The following is a 14,001-nucleotide window of genomic DNA, read 5'->3' as shown; positions in this document are numbered from 1 at the left end:
GGGCACCGGCCGGGTCTCAGCCCGCCAGCACCGCCACGCCGATCAGCACGGGCACGGCGGTCACCGTCGACAGCAGGATCGAGTCGCGCGCCAGGACCGTGCCCCGGCCGTAGCGGATCGCGTAGACGAAGACGTTCTGCGCCGTCGGCAGTGCGGCGGTGACCGTGCAGGCCAGCACGAGGCCGGGCGGCAGCCCCATCGCGAAGCGGGCGACGAGGTAGGCGACGGCCGGCTGGACCACCGTCTTGAGGACGACCGCGAGCCGGACGTCGCGTCCGGTGTCGCCGGAACCGGGCCGCGGCGCGCCGTGCAGGGAGAGGCCGTACGCGATCAGCGTGGCGGGCACCGCCATCGCGGCGACGAGTTCGATCGGCCGCAGGACCGGCTCCGGCGGCAGCCAGCCGGTCAGGCTGGCCGCGACGCCCAGCGCGCACGCGATGGTGACCGGGTTGGTCAGCGGCTGGAGCAGCACCGTGCCGAGCGCCGGCCGGCTGCCCGCCGTGGCCGCCTCGAGGAACGCGAACGCGACGGGCGTCATGACGACCAGTTGGAACATCAGCACGGGCGCGACGAACGAGGCGTCCCCGAGGACGTAGACCGCGACGGGGATGCCGATGTTCGCCGCGTTGACGTACGACGAGGCCAGCGCGCCGATCGTGGCGTCCGCGACGGAACGGTGCCAGCAGAGCCGCGCGACGGCGACGAACACCGACGCCACGGCGGTGGTGCTCACCACCGTGACGACGAGGGCGGACGAGACGACCGCGGGCACGTCCGCCCGGGCCACCGTCTCGAACAGCAGCGCCGGAGTCGCGACGAAGAACGCGACGCGGGAGAGGACGGTGGCCGCGTCCGGTCCCAGCACCCCGCCGCGGCCGAGGGCGTAGCCGACGGCGATGACGGTGACGATGACGGCGAACCCCGTCAGCACCCCTGCCACCGGGGCGGGTCCGTCAGCTCGCGGGCGGCAGCACCTTGGCGACCAGCTTGGCCAGCTCGCGCAGCGCCTTGCCCCGGTGGCTGACCGCGTCCTTCTCCTGCGGCGTCAGCTCGGCGTTGGTGCGGTCCTGGCCGTCGCCGAGGAAGATCGGGTCGTAGCCGAACCCGCCGTCGCCGCGCGGCGACCGGAGCAGCCGGCCGCTCTGCCGGCCGTCGACCAGGTGCTCCTTGCCGCCGGGCAGCACCAGGGCCACCGTGCAGACGAAGGACGCGGCCCGGTTCTCGTCGGGCAGGTCCGCGATCTGGTCCAGCACGAGCTGGAGGTTGGCCTGGTCGTTGCCGTGCCGGCCGGCCCAGCGGGCGCTGAACACCCCCGGCATGCCGTTGAGGGCCTCGACGGCCAGCCCGGAGTCGTCGGCGATCGTCGGCAGGCCGGTGCGCCGGCAGCCCTCCCGCGCCTTGATCAGCGCGTTCTCGCCGAAGGTCAGGCCGCTCTCGGGCAGCTCCGGGTACTCCTCGACGTCGTCGAGCCCGATCAGGGCGACGCGGTGCGCGCCGAGCGCGCCGTCGAGGATCCGCTGGAGCTCGACGAGCTTCTTGCGGTTACGGGTGGCGAGCAGCACCTTGTTCATGAGTTCAACGCCTTCCGCTGGGCTTCGGCCAGTTCCACGCAGCCGGCGACGGCCAGGTCGAGCAGCGCGTCGAGCTGCTCGCGGGCGAACACGCCCGCCTCGCCGGTGCCCTGCACCTCGACGAACTCGCCGGTGCCGGTGCACACCACGTTCATGTCGACCTCGGCGGCGACGTCCTCGGTGTAGTCGAGGTCCAGCCGGGGCTCGCCGTCGATGATCCCGACGCTGATCGCGGCCACCGAGCGCTGCATCACCTTCTCCGGCTTGCCGGCCAGCGACTTGCGCCCGGCCAGCCAGGTCACCGCGTCGTGCAGCGCCACGTACGCGCCGGTGATCGCGGCGGTGCGGGTGCCGCCGTCGGCCTGGAGCACGTCGCAGTCGAGCACGATCGAGTTCTCGCCGAGGGCCTTCAGGTCGATGGACGCGCGCAGGCTCCGCCCGATCAGCCGGGAGATCTCGTGCGTACGCCCACCGACGCGGCCCTTCACGCTCTCCCGGTCGGAGCGGGTGTTGGTGGCCCGCGGCAGCATCGCGTACTCGGCGGTGACCCAGCCGAGCCCGGAGCCCTTGCGCCAGCGGGGCACGCCCTCGGTCACGCTGGCGGTGCAGAGCACCCGGGTGCCGCCGAACTCCACGAGCACCGAGCCCTCCGGATGGGTGCTCCAGCCCCGGGTCAACGTCACAGGTCGGAGTTCGTCGGGTCGCCGCCCGTCAGGTCGTGCCATCCCTGCACCCTATGCGGTGTCCCGATCGGTGCGCCCCGGGGTGTCCCGCCCCGGCGCGGCGGCCGGTCAGATCTCGTAGCTGGCGCCGGGCCGGACCACCTCGAGCGGCCCGGCGAAGGCGGCGCCGGCCGACGCCACGGTGTGCGCCTCGCTGCCCCAGGCGGGCACGAGGTGGGTGAGCAGCAGCCGGCCCACCCCCGCCTTGGTCGCCACCTCGCCGGCCTCCCCGCCGGTCAGGTGCAGGTCCGGCGGGTTCTCCACGCCGTCGAGGTAGCTCGCCTCGCAGAGGAACGTGTCGGCGTCCTGGGCCAGCCGTAGCAGCGCGTCGCAGGGCGCGGTGTCCGAGGAGTAGCAGAGCACCCGGCCGCCGTGCTCCAGCCGGACGCCGTACGTCTCGACGGGGTGGTTCACCCGGTCGACGGTGACCGCGAACGGGCCGATCGGGAAGGTGCCGGGTTCGAGGGCGTAGAACTGGTAGACGTCCTCGACCGTGCCGTCCTCCTGCCCGTACGCGGCGGCCAGCCGGTCGGGTGCGCCGGCGGGGGCGTAGACGGGCAGCGACGGGTAGGGGCCGTCCGGGGCGTAGCGGCGGACCACCACGTACGTCACCGCGTCGAGGATGTGGTCGCAGTGCAGGTGGGTGAGGATGATGGCGTCGGGGGCGTGCAGCCCCGCGTAGCGCTGGAGGTTGGACAGCGACCCGGAGCCGAAGTCGACGAGCAGCCGGAAGCCGTCCGCCTCGACGAGGTAGGCCGAGCAGGGGGACTCGGGACCGGGGAAACTGCCCGCGCAGCCCAGGACGGTCAGTCGCATCGAGTCTTCTCACTGTAACTATGCGTAGTTTCCGCGTCGACAGTTCCGCTGTGGATGATCTCTAGCGACGCGTACACCACGCAGGGCAGCCTACGCGCGCCCGCGCGACGACAAGGGTCATCCACAGGAAGTTGTCACCAACGTGACACCCGCCCGGGCCGCCCGCCCGGATCCCGTGACGAGACGGCGTCCATCGGTAGCGCTGGGTGAGCGGGCCGGCGGCCTAGCGGGGGCCGCGACGGGCGGCCGGGCCACCGACGTGGGTCGGTGGCCCGGCCACTCGACGTCACGCCCAGAGCTGGCCCTCCAGGGCCTCCTCCGCGTCGGCGAGGGTGCCGCCGTACGCCCCGGTGGAGAGGTACTTCCAGCCGCCGTCGCAGACCACGAAGGCCACGTCGGCCCGCTGGCCGGCGCGGACGGCCTCGTGCGCCACCGCCAGGGCGGCGTGCAGGATCGCGCCCGTGGAGAAACCGGCGAAGATGCCCTCCACCTCGACGAGCTGCCGGGTCCGCAGCACCGCGTCGCGGGTGCCGACGGAGAAGCGCCGGGACAGCACCGACGCGTCGTAGAGCTCGGGGACGTAGCCCTCGTCGATGTTGCGCAGCCCGTAGACCAGCTCGCCGTAGCGCGGCTCGGCCGCGACGACCTGGATGCCGTCGACCTTCTCGCGCAGGTAGCGCCCGGTGCCCATCAGCGTCCCGGTGGTGCCGAGGCCCGCCACGAAGTGCGTGATCGTGGGCAGGTCGTGCAGCAGCTCCGGGCCGGTGGTCTCGTAGTGCGCCCGGGCGTTCCCCTCGTTGCCGTACTGGTAGAGCATGACCCAGTCGGGGTGCTCGGCCGAGATCTGCTTGGCGGTGGCGACCGCCTGGTTGGAGCCGCCCGCCGCCGGCGAGAAGATGATCTCCGCGCCGTACATCCGGAGCAGCTGCACCCGCTCGGTCGAGACGTTCTCCGGCATCACGCAGACCAGCCGGTAGCCGCGCAGCTTGGCCACCATCGCCAGCGAGATGCCGGTGTTGCCGCTCGTCGGTTCGAGGATCGTGTCGCCCGGCCGGAGCCGGCCGGCCTCCTCCGCCGCCCGGACCATGAACGTGGCCGCCCGGTCCTTGATGCTGCCGGTCGGGTTCCGGTCCTCCAGCTTCGCCCAGAGCCGCACCGGCGGCGCCCCGTCGGGCACCGTCGGCGAGAGCCGGGGCAGCCCGACCAGGGGCGTCCCCCCGCAGGCGTCGAGAAGGCTGTCGTACCGCGCCATGGCGACCGCCCCCGTCAGCGGGCGGCGGCGGCCGACCGCGCGGCGACCGCGACGCCGTGCTGGGCGATCGCGGCAGCCGCGGCGAAGCCGAACGCGCCACCGGCGACGGCCGGCAGGATGGTCACGCTGTCGCCGTCGTTGAGCTTGGCGTCCAGCGCGCCGAGGAAACGGACATCCTCGTCGTTGACGTAGACGTTGACGAAGCGGTGCAGCGCACCGGCGTCGGTGACCAGCCGGGCCTTCAGGCCGGCGTGCCGGGAGTCCAGGTCGGCGAGCAGGTCGCCCAGCGTGTCGCCGGTGCCCTCGACGACCTTCGCGCCGCCGGTGTAGCTGCGCAGGATGGTGGGGATGCGAACCTCGATGGCCATGGTGTCGTGCTCCTCGATGATGGTCGGGCGTGCCGAAGGGTGACGGGACGTGGACGGGTGTGACGGCGCTGGATCAGCGGCCGGAACACTCGTAGTCGACCGTCGCCGGGCTCTGCCCGAACATGTAGGACTGCACGGCGTGCGGGTCCACCCCCGCGTCCACGATCCGGACCGGCTCCTCGGTCACCACGCCGTCGACGATCCGGAAGGAGCGGATCTCCTCCGTGTCGGCGTCGCGGGTGGAGACCAGCAGGTAGTGCGCGCCGGGCTCGCCGGCGAACGAGATGTCCGTGCGGGACGGGTAGGCCTCCGTGGCGGTGTGCGAGTGGTAGATGACGACGGGCTCCTCGTCCCGGTCGTCCATCTCGCGCCACACCCGCAGCTGCTCCATCGAGTCGAACTCGTAGAACGTCATGGAACGGGCCGCGTTGTCCATCGGAATGTGCCGGGTGGGGGTGTCGCTGCCGGCGGGACCGGCGACCACGCCGCACGCCTCGTCGGGGTGGTCCCGCCGGGCGTGGGCGACGATCGCGTCGATGATCGACCGGTCGATGCTCAGCACGTGGTCCAGCCTAACGCGTACCTGCCGCGTCCTTAAGGTGGTGCCGGTCACGCCTAGTCGATCAAGGCGTTGAGCAGGGATTCCTGGAGGTAGCCGAGGTACGCGTAGACCGACAGTTGGAACACCCGGCTGGAGGTCGGGTCCTCGGCGACCGCGTCGTCGAGCTCCTCGCCGAGGTCGGTGCCGTCCTTGATCTCCAGCCGGACGCCCATCGCCAGCCGGGCGTCGTTGAGCGCCCGCAGCCACGCCTCGGCCGCCTCCGCGTCGAGACGCACCTCGCCGCCGGCCTCGTCGGGCAGCGACGCGAGGATCGCGCCGGCCTGGTCGATCTTGGCGGTCTTGAGGTCGCCCTCGGTGTAGCGGCGGAACTCGGCCGTGCCGGACGGGTCCTCCGGGTAGACCTCGGGGAAGAGCCGGCCCACCACCGGGTCGGTGTGGTCGAAGCCGTCGGTGAGCAGCCCGACCACCTCGGATGCCACCTTCCGCAGCACCCGCACCTCGTCGACGGCGAAGGTGACGACGTAGCGGTCGCCCTGGCGACGGAACATGCTCACGACCGGTCCACCGTCGCCCACAGCCCGTACGCGTGCAGCTGCGACGCGTCGTGCTCCATCCGCTCCCGGGCGCCGCTGGAGACCACGGCACGACCCTTGTGGTGCACGTCGAGCATGAGCTGTTCCGCCTTCTCCCGGCTGTAGCCGAAGAGCTTCTGAAAGACCCAGGTCACGTACGTCATGAGGTTGACCGGGTCGTCCCACACGATCGTCACCCACGGCCGGTCGGACGCCGGCACCTCATCGGTGTCCGGCGTCTCGACAGGTGCAACCTGCGGAGCCGCCATGCCCCCCATCGTGCCACCGGACTCGCCCAACCGAGGAACCGGAACGCCGGCCCGGCGCGGATCGCCGCGTCCTGCCTGGTCAAGGGCGTCGGCGACAGCGGGCGGCGGCCGCCCGGTGCCGACGCCGCAGGCGACCGGACCGCCCTCAGGCGAGCAGGATGCCGTGGTCGACAGCATCGGAGAGCACCCCGTCCAGCGAAAGGCGGACCACCTCGAACCGCCGGGTCACCTCCCGGCACAGTTCCAGTTCGACCTCCCGCAGCGCGCGCTGCGCCCAGGCACGGGCGGCGTTGGGGTCGTGGTTGCCGGGGCTGCGCCAGTGCTGCCAGCAGCCGCCCGAGAGGGCCACGGCCACCGGCGGGAGCACCTCCTCGCGCACCACGCCCGGGTAGCTCGCCAGCGTGTCAGTCGCGCCGGTCCCGGTCAGCCCCGCCACGCCGCCGGTGCTGGTGACGAGCAGCACGCGGTCCAGCTCGTGCTCGCCCCGGTGCTCCGTCAGGCCCCAGCGCACCGGGACGTCGAGGCGCCGCCGTACGCCCGCCGGCAGCGGCGCGCCGAAGACCCGACCGGCGACCTCCTCGACGAGCCGGCGCACCGCCTCGTCGCACTGGGCGGTGGCCAGCAGCGACAGCGCCTCCATCTCGCGGTCGAGCAGCTGCGGCAGGCCGGCGCAGCCGACCCCGAAGACGATCTCCTGCACCACGCGGAGGTGGATGTTCGCCACCTCCAGGGCGAGGTGCTGACGGATGCGCCGGGCGGAGGACCGGGCCTGCCGGTCGAGCTGCTCCGACCAGCCGCCCGGGTCGGCCACCACCGGCACCCGGCCGTGCGACCCCGGCAGCACCGGCGGCTCGGCGCTCGACCGTCGCAGCCCCTCGTCGGCGGCCCAGCCGACCAGCGCCCGGCGCAGGTCCGCCCCGTCACCCGCGGCGTCGATCGGGAACCAGCGGGCGTCGGCGAGCCCGGGCACGGCGGCCAGCAGGGCCGCCCGGTGGGCCTCGACGGTGACCGCGACCGGGTCCACCGGTGCGGGGGCCGACCCGACGGACGCCCCCGTGCCCTCCGTCGTGGCCGCGCCCTCCGGCACCGGGGCCCAGCCGCCCGCGCCCGGGGTGACCGCGAAGACGACCCCGACGCCGGCACGGGCCAGGTCGGCGAGCAGGTGGAGCTCGACCGCGGTGAAGGCCTGGTCGGCGGCGATCACGAAGAGCACCGCCCCGGACCGGCCCGCCGCGTCGAGCAGCAGCCGGCCGCCGGCCGCCCCGAGGTCACCCGTGTCCGGCGTGTCGACGAGACTGAAGTGCCGCAGCAGGGGCTCGGGCAGGCTCAGCTCGACCCGGCGCGGTGGGCGCGCGAGCGCCGGCCCGGCGGCCAGCCGGTCGGCGCCGTAGGAGTGGGGCTGGCGGTAGCCGGGCACGTACGCGGCCCGCGTCGGCACCCGGGAGTGGCGCACCACGAGCCAGCTGCCGGCGGGCACGGCGAGCATGGCGGGATCGAGCTGGAGCAGGCGGGCGAGCACCTCGCGCCGCCCCGCGGCGGCCGGGCCGACGCCGATCACGGCAAGCGGCTCCTCCGGGCGGGGCTCGGTCACCCCCAGCCGGACGGGCAGCCGGTCCCGACGGGGCAGCTCGGCGGCTCCGGCCATGTCGTCGGGGCTGTCGACCGCGGGGAGAGGACCGGGCTTCATCGAAAGCGGCCTCCCGTGGCAGGCGACCGGCAGCGGCCGGCCGCGTGGAATCGTCCGGTGACGGCACCCGGATGCCGGAAGAGTACGGGCGGCCAGGCCCCGGAACCGAACACTTCGAATACTCAGAGGTAATCACGAGACTACTCAACTTCGGTGCGTGACGATGTGCACGCGGACGGATTCCGGTCGATATGCTGCCCCGATGAGTCGGTGGGGGTTCGTCGGCCGAACGGATGAGCTCAACCGTCTGCTGTCGGCGGTGACCGGCGCGGAGCGGCGGGGCATCTTCTTCAGCGGCAACGCGGGCATCGGCAAGAGCCGCCTGCTGCGCGAGGGGATGGCGGCCCTCCCCCGCGACGGGTACGCCGTCTGGACGATCGCGGCCAGCGCCACCACGGCCGCGCTCCCCTTCGGCGGTCTCGTCCAGGTGCTCCCGACGGAGCAGCCGCAGGGCCTCTCCCCCGCCGGCATCCTGCGCTGGGCGGTGGACGTGCTGCAACAGCAGGCGGCCGGCCGCAGGATCGTGCTCGCGGTCGACGACGCGCACCTGCTCGACCCGCCGTCGGCGGCGCTGGTGCACCTGGTGGCCCGCTCCGACAACGCCGCGGTCGTCGGCACGTCCCGCGACGGCGAGCAGCTCCCGCTGCCGATCCGCGCCCTGTGGACCGACGGGCTGGTCGACCACGTCGAGCTGAGGCCGCTGCCGCCGGCCGAGACCACGCGGCTGCTCTCCGCCATCCTGGAGGGGCCGGTCGACGCCACCTCCGCCGACCGGCTCGGCCGGCTCTCCGAGGGCAACCCGCTGCTGCTGCGCGAGCTGGTCTTCGCCGCCGACCGCGGGGAGCTGACCCGCACGTACGGGATCTGGAAGTGGACCGGCCGGCTGGAGCTGGCGCCCAACCTGGCCGACCTGATCGACGTGCGGATCGGCCAGCTCACCCCGGGCGTACGCGGGGTGGTGGAGCTGGTCGCCTTCGGTGAACCGCTCGGCCTGCACCTGCTCAACCAGGCCGCCGACCCGGTCGACGTGGAGACCGCCGAGGAACGCGGGCTGATCGCCGTGGAACACGACGACCGCCGGGCGAACGTGCGGCTGGCCCACCCGCTCTACGGCGAGGTGATGCGCCGCCGCTGCCCCGTCAGCCGGACCCGACGGTTGCAGGCCCGCCTCGCCGAGCTGCTGGAGCTGGTCGGCAAGCGACGCCGCGACGACCTGCTCCGGGTGGCCGTGTGGCGGCTCGACTCGGGCACCGCGCAGGATCCGACCCTGCTGCTCGACGCGGCCCGGCAGGCGTTCGCCCGCTACGACGTACCGCTGGCGACCCGGCTGGCCCGCGCGGCGCTCGACGCGGGCGGCGGCTTCGACGCGGCGGAGCTGCTGGCCACCATCCTCATGTTCGCCGACCGGCCGGACGAGGCGATCGGGGTGCTGGACGCGGTCGCCGCCGACATCGAGGGCGACCGGCGGCTGAGTCGCTGGCTGACCGTGCGGGGCATGGTCAGCTACTGGGGCCTGAGCCGGGAGTCCACGGTGGAGGAGATCGCCGCCCGCCGGTCGACCCTCGCCGACTCCGCCGACCAGGCCCGGGTGCTCGCCTTCGAGGGGATCATGCGGCTGCACCGGCTGGACACCGGCATCGCGCTGCGGCTCGGGCAGACGGTGCTGGACCGGCCGGCCGCGAGCGTCGCCGCCCGGGAGCTGGCGCGCAGCACGATCGCCCACCTCCAGGCCGCGCAGGGGCAGCTGCACCGCAGCGCCACCGCGATCAACCGGGTGCAGGCCGAGGCGGGCCGGTGGCGGGCGGACATGCCGTACCTGCAACTGGCCCTGGAGCTGGCCCGGGGCACCCGGCTGGCGCTCGCGGGCGACCTGGCCGGCATCGACGCGATCGTGGCCGACGAGTTCGCCGACCTGGCCGGGGCGGGCGACTTCCGGCTCGGCACCGGCTACCTGGCCATCCTCCAGGCGTACGCGGCCCGGCTGCGCGGCCAGAGCGACGCGGCGCTGCGGACCAGCCTCGGCGCCTGCGCGGTGCTCGCCACCAGCCGGGTCTACGCGGGACTGGCCCAGGCCGAGCGGGCCCAGGCGGCGGCGCTGCGGGGCGACGCCGCGCAGGCGGCCGAGGCGATGGCCGAGGCCGACCGCACCCACGCCCCGGGCATGATCGTGCTGTACCCGTGGCTGGAGCAGGCCCGGGGTGCGGTGCTCGCCGCCGGTGGCGACGTGTCCGGCGCCGTGAAGCACCTGAGCGGGCTGGCCGACCGGCTGCGCGCCGACGGCTTCGCCGGCCACGAGGTGCACGTGCTGCACGACCTGGTCCGGCTGGGCCAGGCGAGCGCGCCGCTCGGCCCGACCTGCTCCGACGGCGGCCGGCGCACCGTCGCGCAGCGGCTCGCCGAGCTCTCCGAACGGGTCGACGGGCTGCTGCCCCCGCTGCTCGCCCGGCACGCCCGGGCCACCGCGGGCGGCTGCGCCGACGAGTTGCTGGCGGTCGCCGACGGCTTCGACGCGCTCGACCTGACCGTCTACGCGGCGGAGGCCACCGCCACCGCCCTGGACCGGCTGCGTCGGCGGCGGTCCCCGGCGGCGGCCGCCGCCCGGGAACGCCTCGCCGCCCTGCTCGGCCGCTGCGACCTGATCCGTACCCCGGCGTTGCAGGCCAGTTCCCCGGCGCTGAGCGAACGCGAGTGGCAGGTGGCCCGGCTCGCCGCCGACGGGGTGACCAGCCGGGTCATCGCCGAGCGGCTCTTCCTCTCCGCCCGCACGGTGGAGAACCACCTACAGCGGATCTACGGCAAGCTCGGCGTCGCCGGCCGGGCCGAGCTGCGGGCCGCCCTGCGGACGATCCCGGGCCACGACGGCGGCGATGGCGGGTGAACCCTAGGCTGGGGCGGTGAGCACCCTTCGCCCCGCGCTGCTGACCGACCACTACGAGCTGACCATGGTCAGTGCCGCCCTCCGCGACGGCTCCGCCGACCGCCGCTGCGTCTTGGAGGTGTTCAGCCGCCGGCTGCCCGCCGGTCGTCGCTACGGGGTGGTGGCCGGCACGGGCCGGCTGATGGAGCTGATCCGCGACTTCCGCTTCGACGCCGACGAGGTCGACTTCCTGCGGCGTACCGGGGTGGTCGACGAGCAGGCCGCCGCCTGGCTGCGCGACTACCGCTTCACTGGCGACATCGAGGGCTACGCGGAGGGCGAGCTGTTCTTCCCCAGCTCGCCGATCCTCACCGTCTCCGGCGGCTTCGCCGAGTGCGTGGTGCTGGAGACGCTCATCCTCTCCGTGCTCAACCACGACAGCGCCGTGGCCGCCGCCGCCGCGCGGATGGTCACCGCGGCGCGCGGGCGGACCCTCATCGAGATGGGCTCCCGGCGGGCGCACGAGGAGGCGGCGGTGGCCGCGGCGCGGGCCGCGTACCTGGCCGGTTTCCGGTTCACCTCGAACCTCGCCGCCGGGCAGCGCTACGGCATCCCGACCGCCGGCACGGCCGCGCACGCGTTCACCCTGCTGCACTCCGACGAGCGGGCCGCGTTCGCCTCGCAGGTCGCCACGCTGGGCAAGGACACCACGCTGCTGGTCGACACGTACGACATCAGCCAGGGCATCCGCAACGCGATCGCGGTGGCCGGGCCCGACCTGCGGGCGGTGCGGATCGACTCGGGCGACCTGGCGGTGATCGCGCAGCAGTCCCGCGAGCTGCTCGACTCGCTGGGCGCCACCGAGACCAAGATCATCGTCTCCGGTGACCTCGACGAGCACGCCATCGCCTCGCTGGCCGCCGAACCGGTCGACATGTACGGCGCGGGCACCGCCGTGGTCACCGGCTCCGGCGCGCCGACCGCCGGGCTGGTCTACAAGCTCGTCGAGGTCGAGGGCCGCCCGGTGGTCAAGCGCTCCGAGCACAAGGCCACCATCGGCGGCCGGAAGGTGGCCGTACGCCGGCACAAGCCGACCGGCACCGCCACCGAGGAGATCGTCGTGCCGCAGGGCGTGCCCGATCCCCGGCCCAACGACCGGCTGCTCCAGCACTCGTTCCTGGCCGGCGGCGAGCCGGTCGACCGGCCGAGTCTGGACGAGTCGCGGGAGCACCTGCGACAGTGCCTGATCTCCATCCCCTGGGAGGGCCTCAAGCTCTCCGCCGGCGACCCGGCCATCCCGGTCACGGTCGTCCCGGCCGACTGACGAAGGAGCAGCAGGTGAGCAACGCGTTGATCATCGTGGACGTGCAGAACGACTTCTGCGAGGGCGGCTCCCTGGCCGTCGGCGGCGGGGCCGGCGTGGCGGCCGGGATCACCCAGCTCCTCGCCGCCGAGCCGGACCGCTGGGACCACGTCGTCGCGACGAAGGACTACCACATCGACCCGGGCGCCCACTTCGGCGATCCGCCGGACTTCGTCGACTCCTGGCCCCGGCACTGCGTGGTGGGCACCCCGGGTTCGGAGTTCCACCCCGAGCTGGCCACCGACCGGATCGAGGCGATCTTCCACAAGGGCGAGTACGCGGCCGCGTACTCCGGCTTCGAGGGGCACGCCGAGGACGGCGAGTGCCTGGCCGACTGGCTGCGCCGGCACGGCGTGGACCGGGTCGACGTGGTGGGGATCGCCACCGACCACTGCGTACGGGCGACCGCCCTGGACGCCGCCCGGGAGGGCTTCGCCACCACCGTCCTGCTGGACCTCACCGCCGCCGTCGCCCCGCCCACCACGGACGTCGCACTGCGGGCGATGGACGGCGCCGGGGTGACCCTGCGCGGGGAGCCTGTGATCAGGGCCGCATGAGGCCGTAATTCGTTGGCGGGTGTCGTACCTCCGGCCGAGGATGTCCGGCGGAGGTACGCACCGACATGAACCTGAAGCCTTACCGGGAGGCGCTCGCCCTGCCCGGTCTCCGGTCGTTGCTGCTGGTGTCGGTGCTCGCCCGCGTCCCGCTCACCGCGACCGGGGTGACCCTGACGTTCTACGTCGTGCTCGACCTCGGGCGCGGCTACGGAGCGGCCGGGCTCGTCGGCGCGGCGGTCACCGTGGGAGCCGCGATCGGCGGCCCGCTGCTCGGCCGCCTGGTCGACCGGCGCGGCCTGCGGCCCGTGCTCGTGCTGACCGGGATCGCCGAGGCCGCCTTCTGGTCCACCGCGCCGATGCTGCCGTACCCGGTGCTGCTGCCCGCCGCGTTCCTGGCCGGCTCGCTCGCCCTGCCGATCTTCTCGGTGATCCGGCAGTCCATCGCCGCCATGGTGCCGCCGGAGCGGCGCCGCCCCGCGTACGCGCTGGACTCGATGTCGGTGGAGCTGTCGTTCATGGTCGGCCCCGCGCTGGCCGTGGCGGCGGCCACCGCGATCTCCCCGCGCACCACGCTCCACCTGGTGGGCGCCGGCATCGTCGCCGCCGGCGTCGCGTTCTGGGTGCTGAACCCGCCCGTGCGCGGCGGCGGCGAGCCGGCCGGGCCGCAGCCGCGGGTGCCCCGCCGGTCGTGGCTCACCCCGCGCCTGCTCGCCGTGCTGGCGGTCAGCGCCGCCGGCATGCTGGTGCTCGGCGGCACCGACGTGGCGGTGGTCGCCGTGCTGCGGGAGAACGGCGACGTCGGGTGGACGGGCGCCGTCCTCGCCGTCTGGGCGGTCGCGTCGCTTGTCGGCGGCTTCGCGTACGGGGCGGTCACCCGCTCCTTCCCGCCGCTGATCCTGATGGCCGCGCTCAGTCTCTGCACCATCCCGGTCGGGCTGGGCGGAGCGCACTGGTGGCTGCTCTGCCTGGCGCTGATCCCCGCCGGGGCGCTCTGCGCGCCGACCATCGCGGCCACCTCGGACGCGGTCAGCCGGCTGGTCCCCGCCTCCGTACGCGGCGAGGCGATGGGCCTGCACGGCTCGGCGGTCACGATCGGCATGGCGGTGGGCGCGCCCCTCGCGGGCGCCGTCATCGACGCCTCCGCACCGGCCTGGGGCTTCGCGGTCACCGGGGCGGTCGGGGCGCTGGTGGCGCTGGCCGTGCTCCCGATCGAGCTGCGCCGCCGCCGCACCGCCGCCACCCTCGCACCCACCCCCGAACTCGTCCCGGCCCCCGCCAGCTGACCCCGGCGCCCCCCGGCCCGACGCTCGGGCCCGGCGGCCCTGACTCAGTCGTCCCTGGCCCGGCGGCCCTGGCTCGGCGGCCCTGGCTTCCCGACCTCCCTGGCACGGGCCGGTCCTGACAG

14 protein-coding genes are annotated in these 14,001 nt (G+C 74.4%); 4 read left to right on the top strand and 10 right to left on the bottom strand.

The window, feature by feature from the left end; genetic code table 11:
- Positions 1-16: 16 nt before the first annotated feature.
- The 10 genes from ACN27A_RS27785 to ACN27A_RS27740 all read right to left on the bottom strand — a co-directional run bounded on the left by ACN27A_RS27785 (position 17) and on the right by ACN27A_RS27740 (position 7,819).
- Positions 17-940 (bottom strand): AEC family transporter, encoded by a 924-nt coding sequence (locus ACN27A_RS27785; protein WP_421457494.1) that lies wholly within the window; start codon positions 938-940, stop codon positions 17-19.
- A gap of 13 nt (positions 941-953) precedes the next feature.
- Positions 954-1,571 (bottom strand): RdgB/HAM1 family non-canonical purine NTP pyrophosphatase, encoded by a 618-nt coding sequence (gene rdgB, locus ACN27A_RS27780; RefSeq protein ID WP_151454393.1) that lies wholly within the window; start codon positions 1,569-1,571, stop codon positions 954-956.
- Positions 1,568-2,296: a ribonuclease PH gene (gene rph, locus ACN27A_RS27775; protein WP_421457493.1), complete on the bottom strand. Its 729-nt coding sequence runs from the start codon at positions 2,294-2,296 to the stop codon at positions 1,568-1,570. The genes rdgB and rph overlap by 4 nt, the downstream gene beginning before the upstream one ends.
- A gap of 66 nt (positions 2,297-2,362) precedes the next feature.
- A complete protein-coding gene (locus ACN27A_RS27770; protein WP_421457492.1) occupies positions 2,363-3,109 on the bottom strand; it encodes an MBL fold metallo-hydrolase in 747 nt (248 codons plus the stop codon).
- Between the two features lie 286 nt (positions 3,110-3,395).
- A complete protein-coding gene (locus tag ACN27A_RS27765; protein ID WP_132233856.1) occupies positions 3,396-4,361 on the bottom strand; it encodes a PLP-dependent cysteine synthase family protein in 966 nt (321 codons plus the stop codon).
- Positions 4,362-4,375: 14 nt separating this feature from the next.
- Positions 4,376-4,729: a MoaD family protein gene (locus tag ACN27A_RS27760; RefSeq protein ID WP_421457490.1), complete on the bottom strand. Its 354-nt coding sequence runs from the start codon at positions 4,727-4,729 to the stop codon at positions 4,376-4,378.
- Between the two features lie 73 nt (positions 4,730-4,802).
- On the bottom strand, positions 4,803-5,291 hold the full coding sequence (locus ACN27A_RS27755; RefSeq protein ID WP_132233852.1) for a Mov34/MPN/PAD-1 family protein: 489 nt from the start codon (positions 5,289-5,291) through the stop codon (positions 4,803-4,805).
- A gap of 53 nt (positions 5,292-5,344) precedes the next feature.
- Positions 5,345-5,839 carry a DUF2017 domain-containing protein gene (locus ACN27A_RS27750; protein WP_192581321.1) on the bottom strand — a complete coding sequence of 165 codons (495 nt, stop codon included), beginning with the start codon at positions 5,837-5,839 and terminating at the stop codon, positions 5,345-5,347.
- A 2-nt stretch (positions 5,840-5,841) separates the two neighbouring features.
- Positions 5,842-6,132: an ATP-dependent Clp protease adapter ClpS gene (gene clpS / locus ACN27A_RS27745; protein ID WP_089001780.1), complete on the bottom strand. Its 291-nt coding sequence runs from the start codon at positions 6,130-6,132 to the stop codon at positions 5,842-5,844.
- 145 nt (positions 6,133-6,277) lie between these two features.
- The gene (locus tag ACN27A_RS27740) at positions 6,278-7,819 is read right to left on the bottom strand and encodes a hypothetical protein (protein ID WP_421457488.1); all 1,542 of its coding nucleotides are present in this window, start codon (positions 7,817-7,819) and stop codon (positions 6,278-6,280) included.
- A 202-nt stretch (positions 7,820-8,021) separates the two neighbouring features.
- Between ACN27A_RS27740 and ACN27A_RS27735 the strand changes: the two genes are divergently transcribed.
- From ACN27A_RS27735 to ACN27A_RS27720, 4 genes are all read left to right on the top strand, one after another.
- Complete coding sequence (locus ACN27A_RS27735) at positions 8,022-10,697, top strand: LuxR C-terminal-related transcriptional regulator (protein WP_421457487.1); 2,676 nt, start codon at positions 8,022-8,024, stop codon at positions 10,695-10,697.
- A 16-nt stretch (positions 10,698-10,713) separates the two neighbouring features.
- Entirely contained in the window at positions 10,714-12,000 is a 1,287-nt protein-coding gene (locus ACN27A_RS27730; protein ID WP_421457485.1) for a nicotinate phosphoribosyltransferase, read from the top strand.
- Between the two features lie 14 nt (positions 12,001-12,014).
- Positions 12,015-12,596: an isochorismatase family protein gene (locus ACN27A_RS27725; protein WP_421457484.1), complete on the top strand. Its 582-nt coding sequence runs from the start codon at positions 12,015-12,017 to the stop codon at positions 12,594-12,596.
- A gap of 65 nt (positions 12,597-12,661) precedes the next feature.
- Complete coding sequence (locus tag ACN27A_RS27720) at positions 12,662-13,879, top strand: MFS transporter (protein WP_421457482.1); 1,218 nt, start codon at positions 12,662-12,664, stop codon at positions 13,877-13,879.
- The last annotated feature ends 122 nt before the right edge of the window (positions 13,880-14,001 follow it).

The organism is Micromonospora sp. WMMD737 (genome assembly GCF_049179055.1).
Taxonomy (GTDB): domain Bacteria; phylum Actinomycetota; class Actinomycetes; order Mycobacteriales; family Micromonosporaceae; genus Micromonospora; species Micromonospora reichwaldensis.
This window is presented reverse-complemented; position numbering and strand designations above follow the sequence as displayed.

What these genes read in the sequence shown, in the direction of transcription:
- rdgB (WP_151454393.1), bottom strand. Translation starts at nt 1,571, where the DNA reads ATGAACAAGGTGCTGCTCGCCACCCGTAACCGCAAGAAGCTCGTCGAG.
- rph (WP_421457493.1), bottom strand. Translation starts at nt 2,296, where the DNA reads ATGGCACGACCTGACGGGCGGCGACCCGACGAACTCCGACCTGTGACG.
- ACN27A_RS27770 (WP_421457492.1), bottom strand. Translation starts at nt 3,109, where the DNA reads ATGCGACTGACCGTCCTGGGCTGCGCGGGCAGTTTCCCCGGTCCCGAG.
- ACN27A_RS27765 (WP_132233856.1), bottom strand. Translation starts at nt 4,361, where the DNA reads ATGGCGCGGTACGACAGCCTTCTCGACGCCTGCGGGGGGACGCCCCTG.
- ACN27A_RS27760 (WP_421457490.1), bottom strand. Translation starts at nt 4,729, where the DNA reads ATGGCCATCGAGGTTCGCATCCCCACCATCCTGCGCAGCTACACCGGC.
- ACN27A_RS27750 (WP_192581321.1), bottom strand. Translation starts at nt 5,839, where the DNA reads ATGTTCCGTCGCCAGGGCGACCGCTACGTCGTCACCTTCGCCGTCGAC.
- clpS (WP_089001780.1), bottom strand. Translation starts at nt 6,132, where the DNA reads ATGGCGGCTCCGCAGGTTGCACCTGTCGAGACGCCGGACACCGATGAG.
- ACN27A_RS27740 (WP_421457488.1), bottom strand. Translation starts at nt 7,819, where the DNA reads ATGAAGCCCGGTCCTCTCCCCGCGGTCGACAGCCCCGACGACATGGCC.
- ACN27A_RS27735 (WP_421457487.1), top strand. Translation starts at nt 8,022, where the DNA reads ATGAGTCGGTGGGGGTTCGTCGGCCGAACGGATGAGCTCAACCGTCTG.
- ACN27A_RS27720 (WP_421457482.1), top strand. Translation starts at nt 12,662, where the DNA reads ATGAACCTGAAGCCTTACCGGGAGGCGCTCGCCCTGCCCGGTCTCCGG.